A 16,130-nucleotide genomic window follows, 5' to 3' on the forward strand; every position below is an offset into this window, starting at 1 on the left:
GAACTACGTTAATCAGGCGCTTTTTTGTCAGGGGATTTGTCCACAAGGACAACTTTGATGCACTTAAATGCTCTAATCGCCCCGTCACGTCTTACAGAAGAATCGCGTTTACCCATGGATATCAAACAGCTCTGGCTCAAGGTCCAAGACCTTTGGGGCACCCTCGACGAACACCCGTTGCTGCATTCCAGCCTGGCGCTGGTGGTGTTGCTGGTGGTGGCATTGCTGCTCGGACGAGTGGCTCGGTACCTCATCCTGCACGCCGTCAAACTGCTGGGCCGGCAACCCGCGCTGCACTGGCTCAACGACCTGCGGCACAACAAAGTTTTCCACCGCCTGGCGCAGATGACGCCGTCGCTGGTGATCCAGTTCGGCCTGTACCTGGTGCCAGACCTGAGCAAGACCGCCACCCTGTTCATCGGCAATGTCGCCCTGGCATTCACCATCCTGTTCATGGTGCTGGCGATAAGCGCCCTGCTCAACGCCTTGCTGGACATCTACGCCCGCACCGAACACGCCCGCACCCGCTCGATCAAGGGCTACGTGCAGTTGGCGAAGATGGTGTTGTTCGTGTTTGGCGCCATCATCATCGTCGCCACGCTGATCGACCGCTCGCCGCTGCTACTGCTCTCCGGTTTGGGTGCGATGTCGGCGGTAATTCTGTTGGTCTACAAGGACACCTTGCTGTCGTTCGTCGCCAGCGTACAGCTGACCAGCAACGACATGCTGCGGGTCGGCGACTGGATCGAAATGCCCCAGGTCGGCGCCGACGGTGACGTGGTGGACATCACCCTGCACACCGTGAAGGTGCAGAACTTCGATAAAACCATCGTCTCGATTCCCACCTGGCGCTTGATGTCCGAGTCGTTCAAGAACTGGCGCGGCATGCAGGCCTCCGGTGGCCGGCGGATCAAGCGCAGCCTGTATATCGACGCCAGCGGCGTGCGCTTTATCCGCGACGACGAAGAGCTGAAACTCTCCCAGGTGCACCTGCTGACCGACTACATGAGCCGCAAGAAGGCCGAATTAAAGGCCTGGAACGAAGCCCAGGGCAATGTCGCCGCGATGTCCGCCAACCGCCGGCGCATGACCAATATCGGCACGTTCCGCGCGTATGCGTTGGCGTATTTGAAAAGCCATCCGGAGATCCAGCCGAACATGACCTGCATGGTGCGGCAGATGCAGACCACCGCCCAGGGTATTCCGCTGGAGATTTACTGCTTTACCCGCACCACCGCGTGGGCCGACTACGAGCGTATCCAGGGCGATATCTTCGATTACCTGCTGGCGGTGCTGCCGGAATTTGGCTTGAGCCTGTACCAGCAGCCGAGCGGTGGTGACTTGCGGGCGGGGATGTTGCCGGCGGTGTTGGGGGCCAGTCACCTGCCCGCTCCGGAAAAGGCAGTGATGTAATAACAAAAAAACGGCACAACCTGAGTTGTGCCGTTTTTTTTGAGGTCGGCCTTACTTGAGCGGACGCTGCGGCGCGCCGTGCACCATGGTGTAGGCGTAATCCACACCCATGCCGTAAGCGCCGCTGTGTTCCAGGACCAAGCCCATCACCGCGTCGTAGGTTTCCTTGTGTGCCCAGTCACGCTGGTATTCCAGCAGCACTTGCTGCCAGGTGACCGGTACCGCCCCGGCCTGAATCATCCGTTGCACCGACATGTCGTGCGCTTCTTTGCTGGTGCCACCGGAGGCGTCGGTGACGATGTACACCTCGTAGCCTTCGGCCAGGGCTTCGAGGGCAGGGAAGTTCAGGCAAACCTCGGTCCACAGGGCCGCCATGATCAGCTTTTTGCGGCCGGTGGCTTTCACCGCTGCCACCAGTGCCTTGTCTTCCCAGGAGTTCATCGAGGTGCGCTCGATTGGCTGCTGGTCCGGGAACACGCTCAACAGTTCCGGCCAGATGTAGCCACTGAAGCTCTTGGTCTCAACCGAGGTCAGGATGGTCGGCACGTTGAAGATCTTGGCCGCCTTGGCCAGCGCCACGGTGTTGTTCTTCAGGGTCTGGCGATCAATCGACTGCACGCCAAAGGCCATCTGCGGCTGGTGGTCGATCAGGATCAGGGTGGAGTTGGTTGGGTTGAGCAATTCGCGAATAGACATGGTGACTTCCTTTTAATGTTTTCGATTCGGTAAGGGGTGCGTTCAGCGCCGCGGTAACGCTTTGCTGGCGGCTTGGAAGTAACTTTACGGGCTGGATAAAATAGAGACAATTACCTAAAATCGAGAATCATTGATTCTAAAAAAGGGACAGTCATGGATCGCATCGAATGCATGCGGGCGTTTGTCGTCACAGTCGGCGAGAACGGCTTTGCGGCCGCCGCGCGAGCCATGGACGTACCGCGCTCAAAAGTCAGCAAGCAGATTCAGGCGCTGGAAGACGCCATCGGCGTGCAACTGCTTCAGCGCACCACCCGCAGCCTGCATTTGACGGAGGCTGGGGCCGAGTATTTCGACGCGGCACGTGAGGTGCTGGCCGCCCTGGACGAGGCCGAGCAGCGGGCCCGGGACGGCATCGGTGAGTTACGCGGAGTGCTGCGGGTGAATGCGCCGATGTCGTTCGGGCTACATCGCCTGGGAAGGTTGATTCCGCTGTTCCATGAACAGCATCCTCATATCGAGTTGCAACTGGTGCTCAGTGACCAGCAGGTGGATCCGGTACGCGGCGGTTTCGACGTGACCATCCGCATCGCCAGCATGCCCGACTCAACGATGATCGCCCGCCAGCTGGCGCCTGCGCCACGGGTCATGGTGGCCGCGCCGGCCTACCTCGCACGCGCGGGCACACCGCAAACCCCGCAAGACCTGCGCCAGCACCAATGCCTCAATTATGGGTATCTGCAAAGCGGCGTCAGCCTGCAACTGAGCAAGGGCCAGGAAACCCAGCGGGTCAACGTCACCGGCCCTTTGCACGCCAACAATGGCGACCTGCTGGCCCAGGCGGCAGAAGCCGGAATGGGTATCGCCCTGTTGCCGGACTTTATCGTCGAAGACGCCCTGAATGCCGGGCGCCTGGTGCCGGTGCTCTGCGAATGGCAAGCGCCGGCAATCACCATCAATGCGGTCTATTCGTCAGCGCGACGCGTGCCGCAAAAGACCCGGGCGTTCATTGATTTTTTGGTGACGCAACTGGCGCCGACGACCGCAGGCCCAACCGGCTGATCCAGACCGCCGCCAGAATCACCAACCCGCCCAACAGCAACCGTCCCAACGGCTCGTGCTGGTTCCAGATCAACAGGTTGAGCAACAACCCTACCGGCACATGCAGGTTGTTCATCACCGCCAACGTGCCACCGTTGACCATGCACGCGCCCTTGTTCCACCAGTACATGCCCAGTGCCGTGCTGACCAGCCCCAGGAATACCAGCACGCCCCATTGCAACGGCGCCTCCGGCAGGAAGTTGGCCTTGCCGAACATCAGGAACGCCGGCAACGCCACCGCCAGTGCACCGAGGTAGAAGTAACCAAACCGCCGATAGTGCGGCAGATCGCTCGGATGGCGGGCCACCAGATGCTTATAAAGCACCTGCCCAGCGGCATAGGTGAAGTTGGCCAGTTGCAGCAGCAAGAAGCCCATGAAGAAGTTCGGCGTGATCTGGTCAAAGCGAATGACCGCCGCTCCCGTCACCGCTACCAGCGCGGCCACCAGCGCCCACGGGTTGAAGCGGCGGTTCAAGGCGTCTTCGATCAAGGTCACGTGCAACGGCGTCAGGATGGTGAACAGCAACACCTCCGGCACCGTCAGTACGCGGAAGCTCAGGTACAGGCACACGTAGGTCACGCCAAACTGCAGCGCGCCGATCAGCAGCATGCCGCGCATGAACGCCGGTTCCACCGAGCGCCAGCGGGTCAGCGGGATAAACACCAGCCCGGCCAACAGCACACGCACCAGCACCGCGAAGTAACTGTCGACGTGACCGGCCAGGTATTCGCCGATCAAGCTGAAGGAAAACGCCTGGATCAGCGTCACAACAAGTAGATAGCCCATGCTCGCCTCATTTTGAATGGGCGCGACATTAGCGGTTTTCGCACGCTTGCGAAACTCAAGGCAAAAAAAACCCGACCTCGCTAAAAGCGTCAGTCGGGCAGGAGCACTCAGGAGCAAAAAGTGCAAAGGGAGGTTCGATACGCGTACTTGAAGGGTTGCGTGGAGCTATATAAACAGCAGGCGATTATCTGGCGATTAACGGATCACGCCACCTGTGCCAGCAAAGCCTTCGCCTGGTTCACGCCCTTTTCCTGGAAGTCACCGCCCAGGTTCACCCCTTCGGCGTGAATGAACGTGACGTCGTGAATGCCGATAAAGCCCATGACCTGACGCAGGTACGGTTCCTGGTGGTCGGTGCTGCCGCCAGCATGAATGCCGCCGCGGGCCGTCAGCACAAACGCACGTTTATCAGTCAGCAGGCCCTGCGGGCCGGTGGCGGTGTACTTGAAGGTCACCCCGGCACGCAGCACATGGTCGAGCCAGGCCTTGAGGGTGCTGGGAATCGCGAAGTTGTACATCGGCGCGGCCATCACCAATACATCGGCAGCCAGCAGTTCATCGGTCAGTTCGTTGGAGCGGTCCAAAGAAGCCTGTTCGAGAGTGTTGCGTTGTTCAGCGGGTTTCATCCAGCCGCCCAGCAGGTGAGCGTCCAGGTGCGGCACCGGGTTGATGGCAAGGTCACGCACGGTGATCTGATCAGCCGGGTGGGCGACTTTCCATTGGCTGATGAATTGTTGGGTCAGCTGACGGGAGATTGAATCCTGCTGACGGGCGCTGCTTTCGATGATCAGAACACGGGCCATGATTAAGTAAGCTCCATCGGTGAATGCTGTAAGTCGATGGAGTGAAGGTTAATCAGAGCCCGTTCGATTAAAAAGCGTAAAAAATTGCTATAACCCATCTAGAAATTTGTTTATAAGCGGAGTATTGCTGTAGGCATCCTCCGCTTTTGCCTTATTTCGGTGCGCAGGTCAGTTGTATACGCATCTTGATAACGGCACGGCTGAAATTCACCGTGGTGTTGGTGGTTTTCCCCGCCGGTACCGAGACGCTGCGGGTACGCGGGGCTTCCGGCCCATTGGTAAAGCGTACCTTGCACTGCGCATCATTGGGGCCGTAGTTGGTGAGTTGGATCGAACTGATATTGCTGTCGACGTCCGACGCGCTGTAATCGATCTTCACGCCCTGAATATCTTTCGTAACGTCGGTAGTAAATGCAAACGCGCTCAACGGCAGCAGCGCCAGCAGCACACAACAGAATTTTCTCATTCGGCAGTCTCCAATAAGGACCGCCAGCTTAGGACAAGAGGAGCTCATCTTGAAAGCGCCCCGCGTTACCCTTGATCAATGGCGCACCCTGCAAGCCGTGGTCGACCATGGCGGCTTCGCCCAGGCAGCCGAAGCGCTGCACCGTTCGCAATCCTCCGTGAGCTACACCGTGGCGCGCATGCAAGACCAGCTTGGCGTGCCGCTGCTGCGCATCGACGGGCGCAAGGCCGTGCTCACCGAAGCCGGTGAAGTGCTGCTGCGCCGCTCCCGGCAACTGGTAAAAAACGCCAGCCAGTTGGAAGACCTCGCCCACCATATGGAACAAGGCTGGGAGGCCGAAGTGCGGCTGGTGGTCGACGCCGCCTACCCCAACGCCCGACTGGTACGTGCCCTCACCGCCTTTATGCCGCAAAGCCGTGGCTGCCGGGTACGCCTGCGTGAAGAGGTGCTGTCCGGTGTCGAAGAGCTGTTGATCGATGGCATGGCCGACCTTGCCATCAGCAGCTTTATCATCCCGGGTTACCTGGGCACGGAAATGAGCGACGTCGAATTTGTCGCCGTGGCCCACCCCGAGCACCCGCTGCATCGGCTGCACCGCGAACTGAGCTTCCAGGACCTCGAAAGCCACATGCAGGTGGTGATCCGCGACTCCGGCCGCCAGCAGCCACGGGACGTCGGCTGGCTGGGTGCCGAACAGCGCTGGACCGTCGGCAGCCTGCCCACCGCCGCCACCTTCGTCAGCAGCGGCCTGGGCTTTGCCTGGCTGCCTAGGCATTTGATCGAGCGCGAACTCAAGGAAGGCCTGCTCAAGCTACTACCCCTGGAACGGGGTGGCAGCCGCAACCCGACGTTCTACCTTTACTCGAACAAGGACAAACCCCTGGGCCCGGCCACGCAGATTCTCGTCGAGTTGCTGCGCACCTTCGACACCGCTCCACTGGACGCGCCTTTCGCCGCACCGCAGCAAGCCTGAACAAGGAGTTCCCATGGCCTATTTCGAACATGAAGGTTGCACCCTGCATTACGAGGAATATGGCCACGGCGCCCCGCTGATCCTGATCCACGGCCTGGGCTCCAGCTGCCTGGACTGGGAGCTGCAAGTGCCGGTGTTGGCGCAGCACTACCGACTGGTGGTGGTGGACGTGCGCGGTCACGGCCGCTCCGACAAACCCCGGGAGCGCTACACCATCGCAGGCTTTACCGCCGACCTGGTGGCCTTGATCGAACACCTGCAACTGCCGCCGGCCCACGTGGTCGGCCTGTCCATGGGCGGCATGATTGCCTTCCAGTTGGCGGTGGACGAACCGCAGATGCTCAAGAGCTTGTGCATCGTCAACAGCGCGCCCCAGGTCAAGGTGCGCACGGCCAGCGATTATTGGCAGTGGGCCAAGCGCTGGAGCCTGGCGCGCATCCTCAGCCTGAACACCATCGGCAAAGCCCTGGGCAGCCTGCTGTTTCCCAAGCCTGAACAGGCCGAACTGCGACGCAAGATGACCGAGCGCTGGGCAAAAAACGACAAACGTGCTTACCTCGCCAGCTTCGATGCGATTGTTGGCTGGGGCGTACAGGAACAACTTTCGAAAATTTCCTGTCCAACCCTGGTCATCAGCGCAGACCACGACTACACCCCCGTGGCGCAGAAAGAAATCTATGTAAAACTGCTGCCCGATGCGCGACTGGTGGTGATCGAGGATTCCCGCCATGCCACGCCGCTGGACCAACCCGAACACTTCAATAACACCCTGCTCGATTTTCTCAAGACAGTCGAAACCACAACCCAGGATCACTGACCCATGCTGAAAAAAATCGCCTTCTTTGCCGGTTCCGTACTGTTCGCTGCCAACCTGATGGCGGCCGAACCCGCCAAGGCTCCTCACGTATTGATCACCACCACCAATGGCGACATCGAAATCGAGCTGGACCCGGTCAAGGCCCCGATCAGTACCAAGAACTTCCTGGCCTATGTCGACAAGGGCTTCTACACCAACACCATTTTTCACCGGGTAATCCCGGGCTTCATGGTGCAGGGCGGCGGGTTCACCTCGCAGATGTCGCAAAAGCCGACCGAAGCCCCGATCAAGAACGAAGCCAGCAACGGCCTGCATAACGTGCGTGGCACCCTGTCAATGGCGCGTACCAACGACCCGAACTCCGGCACCAGCCAGTTCTTCATCAACGTTGCAGACAATGCCTTCCTCGACCCGGGCCGTGATGCCGGTTACGCGGTGTTCGCCAAAGTGGTCAAGGGCATGGACGTGGTCGACATCATCGTCAACTCGCAAACCACCACCAAACAGGGCATGCAGAACGTGCCAATCGATCCTGTCCTGATCAAGTCGGCCAAGCGCATCGACTGAAGGCTACAGGGAGTTTCGCGCGGTGCCCGCTAGGCATCGCGCGTATTTGAACAGGAGAGCCCGCCACGCGGGCGTCAGACCCAATGCTCTATCGTCGTTTTGAACAACTGATCGACATCTTCCGCGACCCTCCCAGCGCGGCCCCTCCCGATAAAGTCCTGCCGTTCTACATCTATTACCTGCGCCAGGTATGGCCCTGCTTTGCCGCCTTGCTGGTGGTGGGCCTGATCGGCGCGCTGATCGAAGTGGCGCTGTTCAGCTACCTGAGCCGCATCATCGACCTGGCCCAAGGCACACCGCCAGCCAACTTTTTCCAGATCCACGCCACCGAGCTGATCTGGATGGCCGTGGTCGCCCTGCTGCTGCGCCCGATCTTCGGCGCGCTGCATGACCTGCTGGTGCACCAGACCATCAGCCCCGGCATGACCAGCCTGATCCGCTGGCAGAACCACAGCTATGTGCTCAAGCAGAGCCTGAATTTTTTCCAGAACGATTTTGCTGGACGCATTGCCCAGCGCATCATGCAAACCGGCAATTCCCTGCGCGACTCTGCGGTGGCCGCCGTGGATGCGATCTGGCACGTAGCAATCTACGCCATCAGCGCCCTGGTGCTGTTCGCCGAAGCCGACTGGCGCCTGATGATCCCGTTGATCACCTGGATCGTCGCCTACAGCCTGGCCCTGCGGTACTTCGTGCCACGGGTCAAGGAACGCTCAGTGATTTCATCCGAGGCACGCTCCAAACTGATGGGGCGGATTGTCGACGGCTACACCAACATCACCACCTTGAAGCTGTTTGCTCATACCCGTTCCGAGCAGAACTACGCCAAGGAAGCCATCGTCGAGCAGACCGAAAAAACCCAACTGGCCAGCCGCGTCGTGACCAGCATGGACATCGTGATCACCACCATGAACGGCCTGCTGATTGTCACCACCACGGGCCTTGCCCTGTGGTTGTGGACTCAATCGCTGATTTCGGTGGGCGCCATCGCCCTGGCCACCGGTCTGGTGATTCGTATCGTCAACATGTCCGGCTGGATCATGTGGGTGGTCAACGGTATTTTCGAAAACATCGGCATGGTCCAGGACGGCCTGAAAACCATCGCCCAGCCGCTGGCGGTGACCGACCGGGATAATGCCCCGCGCCTGGAAGTGCCCCATGGCGAGGTGCGTTTCGATCAAGTGGACTTCCACTACGGCAAGAAGAGCGGAATCATCGGCGGCCTGAACCTGGACATTAAACCGGGTGAAAAAATCGGCCTGATCGGCCCGTCCGGCGCGGGTAAATCCACCCTGGTCAACCTGCTGCTGCGCCTGTACGACCTGCAAGGTGGACGCATCCTGATCGACGGCCAGAACATCGCCGAAGTCGCCCAGGAAACCCTGCGCGAACAGATCGGCATGATCACCCAGGACACCTCGCTGCTGCACCGCTCGATCCGCGACAACCTGCTGTATGGCAAGCCGGACGCCACCGACGAAGAGCTTTGGGCCGCCGTGCACAAGGCCCGCGCCGATGAGTTCATCCCGTTGCTGTCGGACGCCGAGGGCCGCACCGGCCTGGACGCGCACGTCGGCGAGCGCGGGGTCAAACTCTCCGGCGGGCAACGCCAGCGCATCGCCATCGCGCGGGTGCTGCTCAAGGACGCGCCAATCCTGATCATGGACGAAGCCACCTCGGCGCTGGATTCGGAAGTCGAAGCGGCGATCCAGGAAAGCCTGGAAACCCTGATGCAGGGCAAGACGGTAATCGCCATCGCCCACCGGCTCTCGACCATTGCCAGAATGGACAGGCTGGTGGTACTGGAAAAAGGCCAGATTGCCGAGACCGGCAGCCATGCCGAATTGCTCACACACGGCGGTTTGTATGCACGTTTGTGGCAACACCAGACCGGCGGGTTCGTCGGAATAGACTGATTCCTTTGGTTAACTGCAACCTCAATTCCGAACAATTCTGACAGTTTTCTCTATCCCGCTGGTCTTGCGACACAATCCTGCTGTACTGCAATCAGGCCCCAGGAGGGCCCTGATTTAAGGCAGCAGGGAAGCATCACAGACCCGTTAATCAGATAGAGCAATCTACTAAGGATGTGTTCATGTCACTGTTCAAACGTTCCGTTACGGAAGGACTGGGTACGTTTTGGCTGGTGTTGGGCGGCTGCGGGAGTGCGGTGTTGGCCGCAGCGTTCCCCAATGTCGGGATCGGCCTGCTCGGTGTGGCCCTGGCGTTCGGGCTCACGGTGCTGACCATGGCATTTGCCATCGGGCACATCAGCGGGTGTCATCTGAACCCGGCAGTTTCGGTGGGGCTGGTAGTGGGCGGAAGGTTTCCGGCCAGGGAGTTACCGGCCTACATCGTGTCTCAGGTGATCGGGGGCACCATCGCCGCCGCGCTGCTGTACTTCATCGCCAGTGGCAAGCCAGGGTTCGAACTGGCCTCCGGGCTGGCCAGCAACGGCTATGGCGAGCATTCGCCCGGTGGTTATTCGATGGCGGCAGGGTTTGTGTGTGAGCTGGTGATGACGGCGATGTTCGTGCTGATCATCCTCGGCGCCACCGACCGGCGCGCGCCGGCAGGCCTGGCGCCGATCGCCATTGGCCTGGCGCTGACGCTGATCCACCTGATCTCGATCCCGGTCACCAACACCTCGGTCAACCCGGCCCGCAGTACCGGCCCGGCGCTGATTGTCGGCGGTTGGGCGCTCCAGCAGTTGTGGATGTTCTGGCTGGCGCCGATCCTGGGTGCGATAGTTGGCGGCGTTACCTATCGATGGCTGGGCGCAGAAAAACCCGCCTGAGCCCAACCGGTTCAGCCCTGCCGATAAGGCAGGGCTATCCTTAATGCTGTTCCGTTAAGGAGTGAGCGTCCAAACAAAGGAGGTCAAGGTGGGAGCTGTCGAGCCTTGGCGAGGCTGCGATGGGATCACAGCGCTGTACCTGCCAGACCGCAGCGCCTGCATCGCAGCCTCGCCAAGGCTCGACAGCTCCCACACTTGATCGATTTTGCGTCCTAAATATCGTTAGTCATCAGAAGATAGGCGCGGAGTTAATTCGTCTTCATATAGGTGTTCTAATCCCTGCGCCATCGGTAAGTGCAATTTGGCACGACGACAAAAATCTTCGTCCAGTTCCGGGATATCACTGGTATCAATATCCTGATCGTTCATGTTGGTAAGTCGCGTCCAGTCGGTTTTCGACTCTTTCAACATATTGCCTCGCCGCCACACGGTGTTCAGCCCTGCCGGTACGGCAGGGCTGCCCTCGCCTCCTCGGCATACGCCAGGATCCCCACGCTTTCGCGCTCCAGGAAGTCCACCACCGCCGTCTTCAACCCCGGATGTCGCAGGTAATGCCAGGAATGCGTGATCACCGGTTCAAACCCGCGAATCAACTTGTGCTCGCCCTGGGCACCGGCGTCAAAACGCTGCAGGCCATGGGCAATCGCGTAATCCATGCCTTGATAGAAACAGGTCTCGAAATGCAGCCGGTCGAACTCGGCCAGGCAGCCCCAGTAACGTCCATAAAAGCTGTCGCCGCCGATCAGGCTGAAGGCCATGGCCACCGGCCGTGAGCCTTGCTTGGCCAGCACCACGCGAATCGCCTCGGGCATGCGCTCGGCCAGCAGGCTGAAAAACGCCCGGGTCAGGTACGGCGATTGTCGGCGGATGGCGTAGGTGTTGGCGTAACAGGCGTAGACGAAATCCCACTGCGCTTCGCTCAGCTCATGGCCTTGCAACCACTCGAACTCGATACCCTGCCCCGCCACCTGTTCGCGCTCCTTGCGCATCTGCTTGCGCTTGCGCGAACTCAAGGCATCGAGGAAGTCCTGGAAGTCGCGGTAACCGCGGTTTTGCCAATGAAACTGGCAGCCGAGGCGTTGCAGCCAGCCCGGCTGCTGGGCCAACGCGGTATCTGCCAGGGCGTCGGTAAAGTTGATATGGGCGCTGGAAAGGCCTTCGATTTCCAGGTAACCGGGCAGGCTTTTAAGCAGCTCGAAACCGTCCTCGGCGCTGGCAGCCAGCAAGCGCGGACCGCTGACCGGGCTGAAGGGCACCGCCGTCAGCAGTTTCGGGTAGTAGTCGATACCCGCACGCTCGCAGGCGTCGGCCCAACCGTGGTCGAACACGTATTCGCCATAGGAATGCCATTTGCGGTAACTGGGCAACGCGGCAATCAGCCGGCCACCTTCGTAGTGCAGTAAATGCTCGGGCTGCCAGCCGGAATGCGGGCCGATGCTGGCGCTGTCCTCCAGCGCACTGAGGAACGCATGGCGCAGAAACGGCTGATCAACGGGGACCAACGCGTTCCATTCATCGGGCCCAATCTCGGACAGGTTATTCAAACGTTGTAACGGCATCCCATTCCCCGACGGTCACGGCTTTGTGTAGGAGCGAGCTTGCTCGCGATGGTCGTTAACAATAACGCGACCATTCTGACAGAACGCGGCGTTCTCTGGTTCTTCGCGAGCAAGCTCGCTCCTACAAGGATCAACGCAAAAAAAACCCCGCCAGACGGCGGGGCAAACCAAATGAGGAGCGCTTTAACGGATGAAGAAAGAGCGCTTTGGAGCGGTGTTAAACGTTACTTAGAACACGTACTGCACGCGGGCCACGATGGCGTCGCCGCTGTCGTCGCCATTGGCATTGTTGATCTTGTCGGTGCTGACCTTGAGGTAGTTGGCAGAGATCTTCACCGCTTCGTTGGCGTACCAGTTAACACCGATGGTGTTCAGGCTGGCCTTGGCGTCGCCCACTTCACGGGTCGCGCTGTTACGCACCACGTTTTTGTCGTCGACGCTGATGTTGTCGTAGCGGTAAAACACTTCCCACGCGCCAAACTGCTTGTTCTCGGGCTTGATGGTGTCGAACTTGGCGCCGTCGAGCTTGTAGACCCGGGACTCACCGGTCAAGGTGTAAGCCACCTGGCCGTAGAAACCGGTGGCCTTCACGTCCTGATAAGCGCTGCTGTCGGCCTTCATCTTGCGATTCAGGTATTCGGCCTGCAGGGACAGCGGGCCGCGAGCGAAGGCAAATTCACCACCGAACACCGTGTCGGTGTCGTAGGCATCGTTCGCCGTCAGGTTGCCGGAGTCCAGCCCCACGCCGCCGCCGAACGTCGCACGGTTACCGTTGGCACCGGCATCATTACCGCCGTTGGTGGCAACGCCGCGAGCGTCCAGGCGAGGACGGATTCGCGAGTCGAACGAGGTGTCTTTCAGGTCACGCACCGCCACGTCCACGCCCAGGTGCAAGACGTTGCCGCTGTCGTGCATCGGCGCAAACACGGCACGGGCGTTGAACTGCTTCACGCCTTTGCCGTTCTTGTCGTTGATGCCTTTGGACGACACGCCGGAGGACAGATAGGCCATGTCACCCACCACCGCGCTGACCTGCAGGCCCATGCCGTTTTCGTGGGAGTTGACCCAGTCAGCGACTTCATAACCCAGGTTACGCTCGATGGCGGTGACCCACTTGGAGCTGGTGGCTTTTTCCAGGCCGAAGTCCTGGTCGAAGCGGCCGGCGCGAATCACCACCGGTTTGAAGCATACGTACGAGAAGGACGCTTCGTCGAAGTAGCCATCATCGGCGCTGCCGGAGTTGTGGGAGAAGTCGTAGTTGATCTGGTATTTCCAGTCCTTGTACACCGTGCCGCCCAACTCGAGGTAGGCACGACGGAAGTACGCCGCGTCGGCCGAGTCGCCGTTTTTGGTATAAAAGCCATCAAACGTGCCGTAATCGGCCTGCAAACGACCACCCAGCTTGAAGCTGAAATTCTGGTCGGTGGTTGCAACCTCAAGGCCGCCCTTGGTTTTGACAACGATATCGGCGCCGTCAGTTGTGACAGTACCAGCGAAAGCCTGGGCGGTAACGGCCAGGGCCAGGGCGCTGGCCGCTAAACCGGCGAAGTGCTTAACGATCATCGAAAAATCCCCCTAATTGATGGTCTTGTTCAGTGGTAAAACACGCAGCTCATGGCCGTCTGTGTTGGTTGGCGATCTTGGGCAGGGGATATTTCAGTCGGGTTTCCGGTATATAAAAATTTTGTTACCAAGGAACTTTTTAATAGCCAACGGAAATAAGCCAAAGGCCATGCACATCAGGGCTCCAGCATTAAAAAGTGTTTAAAATGTCAGATGATACAAGATGTAAAAATACCCGATAAAAATGAAATGCTTTTCATGTTGATTATTTTTTGATCAAAAAAAAGCCCGCATCGATAGTCGATGCAGGCTTCGTTCAAGTGTGAAAAGTGACGGGTGTTACTGGTCGCGCGAACGCTCGGCGGCCAGGCGCTCGGCCAACGCATCGACGTCGCCGATGGGCGGCTCGGGCAGGATCTTCAGCGTCGCTTGCATCAAGCGCATCTGCCGGATAAAGCGCCGGCAGTTGGGGCAGAACATCAGGTGATGGCGCACCAGCAGACGTTCGCGAAAGGTCAGTTGCCCATCGAGATAGTCACTGGAACGCGCTACTTGTTCTTTACAGGTCAACATTCGCCGGTTTCCTCAAAATGCTCCACCGTGGCGAAGACTTTAAGCCGTGCTCGATGCAACAGCACACGAACATTGGAGAGCGATAGTGTCAGAAGATTACAAATCTCCTCCAACTCCAGCCCCTGACGTTCGCGCAGCAGCAATACGCTGCTCTGCAATTCGGAAAGACTGGCTAGCGTGTGCTCCAGGCACTCGCGCAGTTCGTCTTCGGTGAGCAGCGCTTCGGGCGTGTCCTGATGCCAGGCAAACGGCGCCACGGCCCAGTGGCCATCGTCGGGCACGAAGCGATCATCGCCGATGGTGCCGTGGGGCGACGGCAGGTCATCAAGCAGCACTTCCCGGCGATTTTGCTTGTAGCGGCCTTTTGCCGAGTTGGCCGTGATGGTCAGCAGCCAGGTCTTGAGGCTGGAGCGCCCCTCGAACTTCGCCAGGTTGCGCACCACCGATAGCCAGGCGTCCTGCACCACCTCATCGGCATGGCGCTGGCCGACGATGGCATAGGCCACGGCGCGCATGGCGCTCTGGTAGGTGGTGACCAATTCCTTGTAGGCCCGCTGCTCGCCCTTGAGCAATCGTTCAAGCAGGTGCGCGTCGTCCGCTGCTGCCATTCAAGACCTCTGTTTCAAGACAGGAACACCGTCAATGTGGGGGCGGGCTTGCTCGCGAAGGCGGTGTGTCAGCCGTGCATCCGGTGGCTGAATCACCGCTTTCGCGAGCAAGCCCGCTTCCACATGATCAGCGTTTGCGCAGAATCACGCTACCAATCGAATACCCCGCGCCAAACGAGCTGAGCACGGCCACAGCGCCCTTGGGCAAGTCGTCCTGGTAGGTGTGAAACGCAATCACCGAACCCGCCGAGCTGGTGTTGGCGTAAGTATCGAGGATCACCGGCGCTTCTTCCACCGAGGCCTCGCGGCCCAGCAGTTTCTTGACGATCAGGTGATTCATGCTGAGGTTAGCCTGATGCAGCCAGAAGCGCTTCACATCGCCCACGTTCAGCTGGTTTTCCGACAAGTGCTTGCCGATCAACTCGGCGACCATCGGGCAGACATCACGGAAGACTTTGCGGCCTTCCTGCACGAACAGCTTGTCTGGAGCACCAATACCCTCTTGCGCCGCGCGGTTGAGGAAGCCGAAGTTATTGCGGATGTTGTTGGAGAACTTGGTCAGCAGCTTGGTGCTCACCACGTCAAACTGATGCTCGGAGGTGGCGAGATCAGCCCGCTCCAGAATCACGGCGGTGGCCGCATCGCCAAAGATGAAGTGGCTGTCGCGGTCACGAAAGTTCAGGTGGCCGGTGCAGATCTCCGGGTTGACCATCAGGATCGCCCGGGCCTGGCCCAGCTGGATGCTGTTGGCGGCGTTCTGGATGCCGAAGGTCGCCGAGGAACAGGCCACGTTCATGTCAAAGCCGAAACCCTGGATGCCCAGCGCTTCCTGGACTTCGATGGCAATCGCCGGGTACGCCCGTTGCAGGTTGGAGCAGGCAACGATCACGCCGTCGATGTCGGCGGCGGTCTTGCCGGCGCGCTGCAAGGCTTGCTCGGCAGCACCCACGGCCATCTGGCAGAGGATCGACCACTCGTCGTTGGAACGCTCGGGCAGGCGTGGCGCCATGCGCTGCGGGTCGAGAATGCCAGCCTTGTCCATGACAAAGCGGCTCTTGATGCCCGAGGCCTTTTCGATGAAAGCGGCGCTGGATTCGGTCAGTGGCTGGACGTCACCGCGTTCGATGGCTGCGGCGTTATCCAGGTTGAACTGTTGCACGTAAGCATTGAAAGACTGCACCAGCTCTTCGTTGGAGATGCTGTTGGCCGGGGTGTACAGGCCTGTGCCGCTGATGACGACGTTATGCACGGTCGTTCCTCTAAATCTGTTCAGGCAGAAGGGTATTGGTACCGTCGTACCAAACCGTAAGTAGTTTTGTGCCGCCCAGCGGCCTTCAAACTGGAAACGCTTTATTCCATCGCGCCATGGCTGCACCAGCCCAACTCGACGATCCCGGCATTTATAACCGC

16 protein-coding genes and 1 pseudogene are annotated in these 16,130 nt (G+C 59.6%); 7 read left to right on the forward strand and 10 right to left on the reverse strand.

What is annotated here, in order from left to right:
- Positions 1–114 precede the first annotated feature (114 nt).
- Complete coding sequence (locus CEC48_RS05290; RefSeq protein WP_088422790.1) at positions 115–1,413, forward strand: mechanosensitive ion channel family protein; 1,299 nt, start codon at positions 115–117, stop codon at positions 1,411–1,413.
- Between the two features lie 51 nt (positions 1,414–1,464).
- On the opposite strand, the gene CEC48_RS05295 is transcribed toward CEC48_RS05290, so the two are convergent.
- Entirely contained in the window at positions 1,465–2,109 is a 645-nt protein-coding gene (locus CEC48_RS05295; RefSeq protein ID WP_088422791.1) for a hydrolase, read from the reverse strand.
- A 153-nt stretch (positions 2,110–2,262) separates the two neighbouring features.
- On the opposite strand from CEC48_RS05295, the gene CEC48_RS05300 reads away from it, so the two are divergent.
- A complete protein-coding gene (locus CEC48_RS05300; RefSeq protein ID WP_088422792.1) occupies positions 2,263–3,168 on the forward strand; it encodes a LysR family transcriptional regulator in 906 nt (301 codons plus the stop codon).
- On the opposite strand, the gene CEC48_RS05305 is transcribed toward CEC48_RS05300, so the two are convergent.
- The 3 genes from CEC48_RS05305 to CEC48_RS05315 all read right to left on the reverse strand — a co-directional run bounded on the left by CEC48_RS05305 (position 3,113) and on the right by CEC48_RS05315 (position 5,263).
- Positions 3,113–3,994, reverse strand: coding sequence for a carboxylate/amino acid/amine transporter (locus CEC48_RS05305; RefSeq protein WP_088422793.1), 882 nt, complete (start codon positions 3,992–3,994; stop codon positions 3,113–3,115). The two genes, CEC48_RS05300 and CEC48_RS05305, sit on opposite strands and share 56 nt — an antisense overlap.
- A 203-nt stretch (positions 3,995–4,197) precedes the next feature.
- On the reverse strand, positions 4,198–4,797 hold the full coding sequence (locus CEC48_RS05310) for an FMN-dependent NADH-azoreductase (RefSeq protein WP_088422794.1): 600 nt from the start codon (positions 4,795–4,797) through the stop codon (positions 4,198–4,200).
- Between the two features lie 151 nt (positions 4,798–4,948).
- Positions 4,949–5,263, reverse strand: coding sequence for a 3-phosphoglycerate kinase (locus tag CEC48_RS05315; protein ID WP_088422795.1), 315 nt, complete (start codon positions 5,261–5,263; stop codon positions 4,949–4,951).
- Positions 5,264–5,312: 49 nt separating this feature from the next.
- Here CEC48_RS05315 and CEC48_RS05320 point away from each other — a divergent pair, with 49 nt between their 5' ends.
- From CEC48_RS05320 to aqpZ, 5 genes are all read left to right on the forward strand, one after another.
- Positions 5,313–6,236 carry a LysR family transcriptional regulator gene (locus tag CEC48_RS05320; protein WP_076014784.1) on the forward strand — a complete coding sequence of 308 codons (924 nt, stop codon included), beginning with the start codon at positions 5,313–5,315 and terminating at the stop codon, positions 6,234–6,236.
- Between the two features lie 13 nt (positions 6,237–6,249).
- Positions 6,250–7,053, forward strand: coding sequence for an alpha/beta fold hydrolase (locus tag CEC48_RS05325; RefSeq protein WP_088422796.1), 804 nt, complete (start codon positions 6,250–6,252; stop codon positions 7,051–7,053).
- 3 nt (positions 7,054–7,056) lie between these two features.
- Positions 7,057–7,620 carry a peptidylprolyl isomerase gene (locus tag CEC48_RS05330; protein ID WP_088422797.1) on the forward strand — a complete coding sequence of 188 codons (564 nt, stop codon included), beginning with the start codon at positions 7,057–7,059 and terminating at the stop codon, positions 7,618–7,620.
- Positions 7,621–7,703: 83 nt separating this feature from the next.
- Positions 7,704–9,536 (forward strand): ABC transporter ATP-binding protein, encoded by a 1,833-nt coding sequence (locus CEC48_RS05335; protein WP_088422798.1) that lies wholly within the window; start codon positions 7,704–7,706, stop codon positions 9,534–9,536.
- A gap of 179 nt (positions 9,537–9,715) precedes the next feature.
- Positions 9,716–10,417 carry an aquaporin Z gene (gene aqpZ / locus CEC48_RS05340; RefSeq protein WP_088422799.1) on the forward strand — a complete coding sequence of 234 codons (702 nt, stop codon included), beginning with the start codon at positions 9,716–9,718 and terminating at the stop codon, positions 10,415–10,417.
- Between the two features lie 279 nt (positions 10,418–10,696).
- On the opposite strand, the pseudogene CEC48_RS31775 reads toward aqpZ, so the two are convergent.
- The 6 genes and pseudogenes from CEC48_RS31775 to CEC48_RS05365 all read right to left on the reverse strand — a co-directional run.
- Positions 10,697–10,828: pseudogene (locus CEC48_RS31775) on the reverse strand (3-oxoacyl-ACP synthase); the annotation flags it as partial.
- Positions 10,829–10,851: 23 nt separating this feature from the next.
- Positions 10,852–11,976, reverse strand: coding sequence for a GNAT family N-acetyltransferase (locus tag CEC48_RS05345; protein WP_088422800.1), 1,125 nt, complete (start codon positions 11,974–11,976; stop codon positions 10,852–10,854).
- Between the two features lie 228 nt (positions 11,977–12,204).
- Positions 12,205–13,539, reverse strand: a complete 1,335-nt coding sequence (locus CEC48_RS05350; protein WP_088422801.1) for an OprO/OprP family phosphate-selective porin — start codon at positions 13,537–13,539, stop codon at positions 12,205–12,207.
- Between the two features lie 339 nt (positions 13,540–13,878).
- The gene (locus CEC48_RS05355; RefSeq protein WP_088422802.1) at positions 13,879–14,112 is read right to left on the reverse strand and encodes an anti-sigma factor; all 234 of its coding nucleotides are present in this window, start codon (positions 14,110–14,112) and stop codon (positions 13,879–13,881) included.
- On the reverse strand, positions 14,106–14,720 hold the full coding sequence (locus CEC48_RS05360; RefSeq protein ID WP_088422803.1) for an RNA polymerase sigma factor: 615 nt from the start codon (positions 14,718–14,720) through the stop codon (positions 14,106–14,108). Before CEC48_RS05360 ends, CEC48_RS05355 begins: the two co-directional genes overlap by 7 nt.
- Positions 14,721–14,847: 127 nt before the next feature.
- Positions 14,848–15,969 (reverse strand): beta-ketoacyl-ACP synthase III, encoded by a 1,122-nt coding sequence (locus CEC48_RS05365; protein WP_088422804.1) that lies wholly within the window; start codon positions 15,967–15,969, stop codon positions 14,848–14,850.
- Between the last annotated feature and the right edge of the window lie 161 nt (positions 15,970–16,130).

Origin of the sequence: Pseudomonas sp. K2I15 (genome assembly GCF_002204795.1) — a bacterium.
In the GTDB taxonomy this organism is placed as follows: Bacteria; Pseudomonadota; Gammaproteobacteria; order Pseudomonadales; family Pseudomonadaceae; genus Aquipseudomonas.

Excerpts from the sequence above, each read along its gene's own strand:
- CEC48_RS05295 (WP_088422791.1), bottom strand. The coding sequence starts at position 2,109 with ATGTCTATTCGCGAATTGCTCAACCCAACCAACTCCACCCTGATCCTG.
- CEC48_RS05305 (WP_088422793.1), bottom strand. The coding sequence starts at position 3,994 with ATGGGCTATCTACTTGTTGTGACGCTGATCCAGGCGTTTTCCTTCAGC.
- CEC48_RS05350 (WP_088422801.1), bottom strand. The coding sequence starts at position 13,539 with ATGATCGTTAAGCACTTCGCCGGTTTAGCGGCCAGCGCCCTGGCCCTG.
- CEC48_RS05355 (WP_088422802.1), bottom strand. The coding sequence starts at position 14,112 with ATGTTGACCTGTAAAGAACAAGTAGCGCGTTCCAGTGACTATCTCGAT.
- CEC48_RS05330 (WP_088422797.1), top strand. The coding sequence starts at position 7,057 with ATGCTGAAAAAAATCGCCTTCTTTGCCGGTTCCGTACTGTTCGCTGCC.
- CEC48_RS05310 (WP_088422794.1), bottom strand. The coding sequence starts at position 4,797 with ATGGCCCGTGTTCTGATCATCGAAAGCAGCGCCCGTCAGCAGGATTCA.
- CEC48_RS05300 (WP_088422792.1), top strand. The coding sequence starts at position 2,263 with ATGGATCGCATCGAATGCATGCGGGCGTTTGTCGTCACAGTCGGCGAG.
- CEC48_RS05290 (WP_088422790.1), top strand. The coding sequence starts at position 115 with ATGGATATCAAACAGCTCTGGCTCAAGGTCCAAGACCTTTGGGGCACC.
- aqpZ (WP_088422799.1), top strand. The coding sequence starts at position 9,716 with ATGTCACTGTTCAAACGTTCCGTTACGGAAGGACTGGGTACGTTTTGG.
- CEC48_RS05315 (WP_088422795.1), bottom strand. The coding sequence starts at position 5,263 with ATGAGAAAATTCTGTTGTGTGCTGCTGGCGCTGCTGCCGTTGAGCGCG.
- CEC48_RS05335 (WP_088422798.1), top strand. The coding sequence starts at position 7,704 with ATGCTCTATCGTCGTTTTGAACAACTGATCGACATCTTCCGCGACCCT.
- CEC48_RS05325 (WP_088422796.1), top strand. The coding sequence starts at position 6,250 with ATGGCCTATTTCGAACATGAAGGTTGCACCCTGCATTACGAGGAATAT.
- CEC48_RS05345 (WP_088422800.1), bottom strand. The coding sequence starts at position 11,976 with ATGCCGTTACAACGTTTGAATAACCTGTCCGAGATTGGGCCCGATGAA.
- CEC48_RS05360 (WP_088422803.1), bottom strand. The coding sequence starts at position 14,720 with ATGGCAGCAGCGGACGACGCGCACCTGCTTGAACGATTGCTCAAGGGC.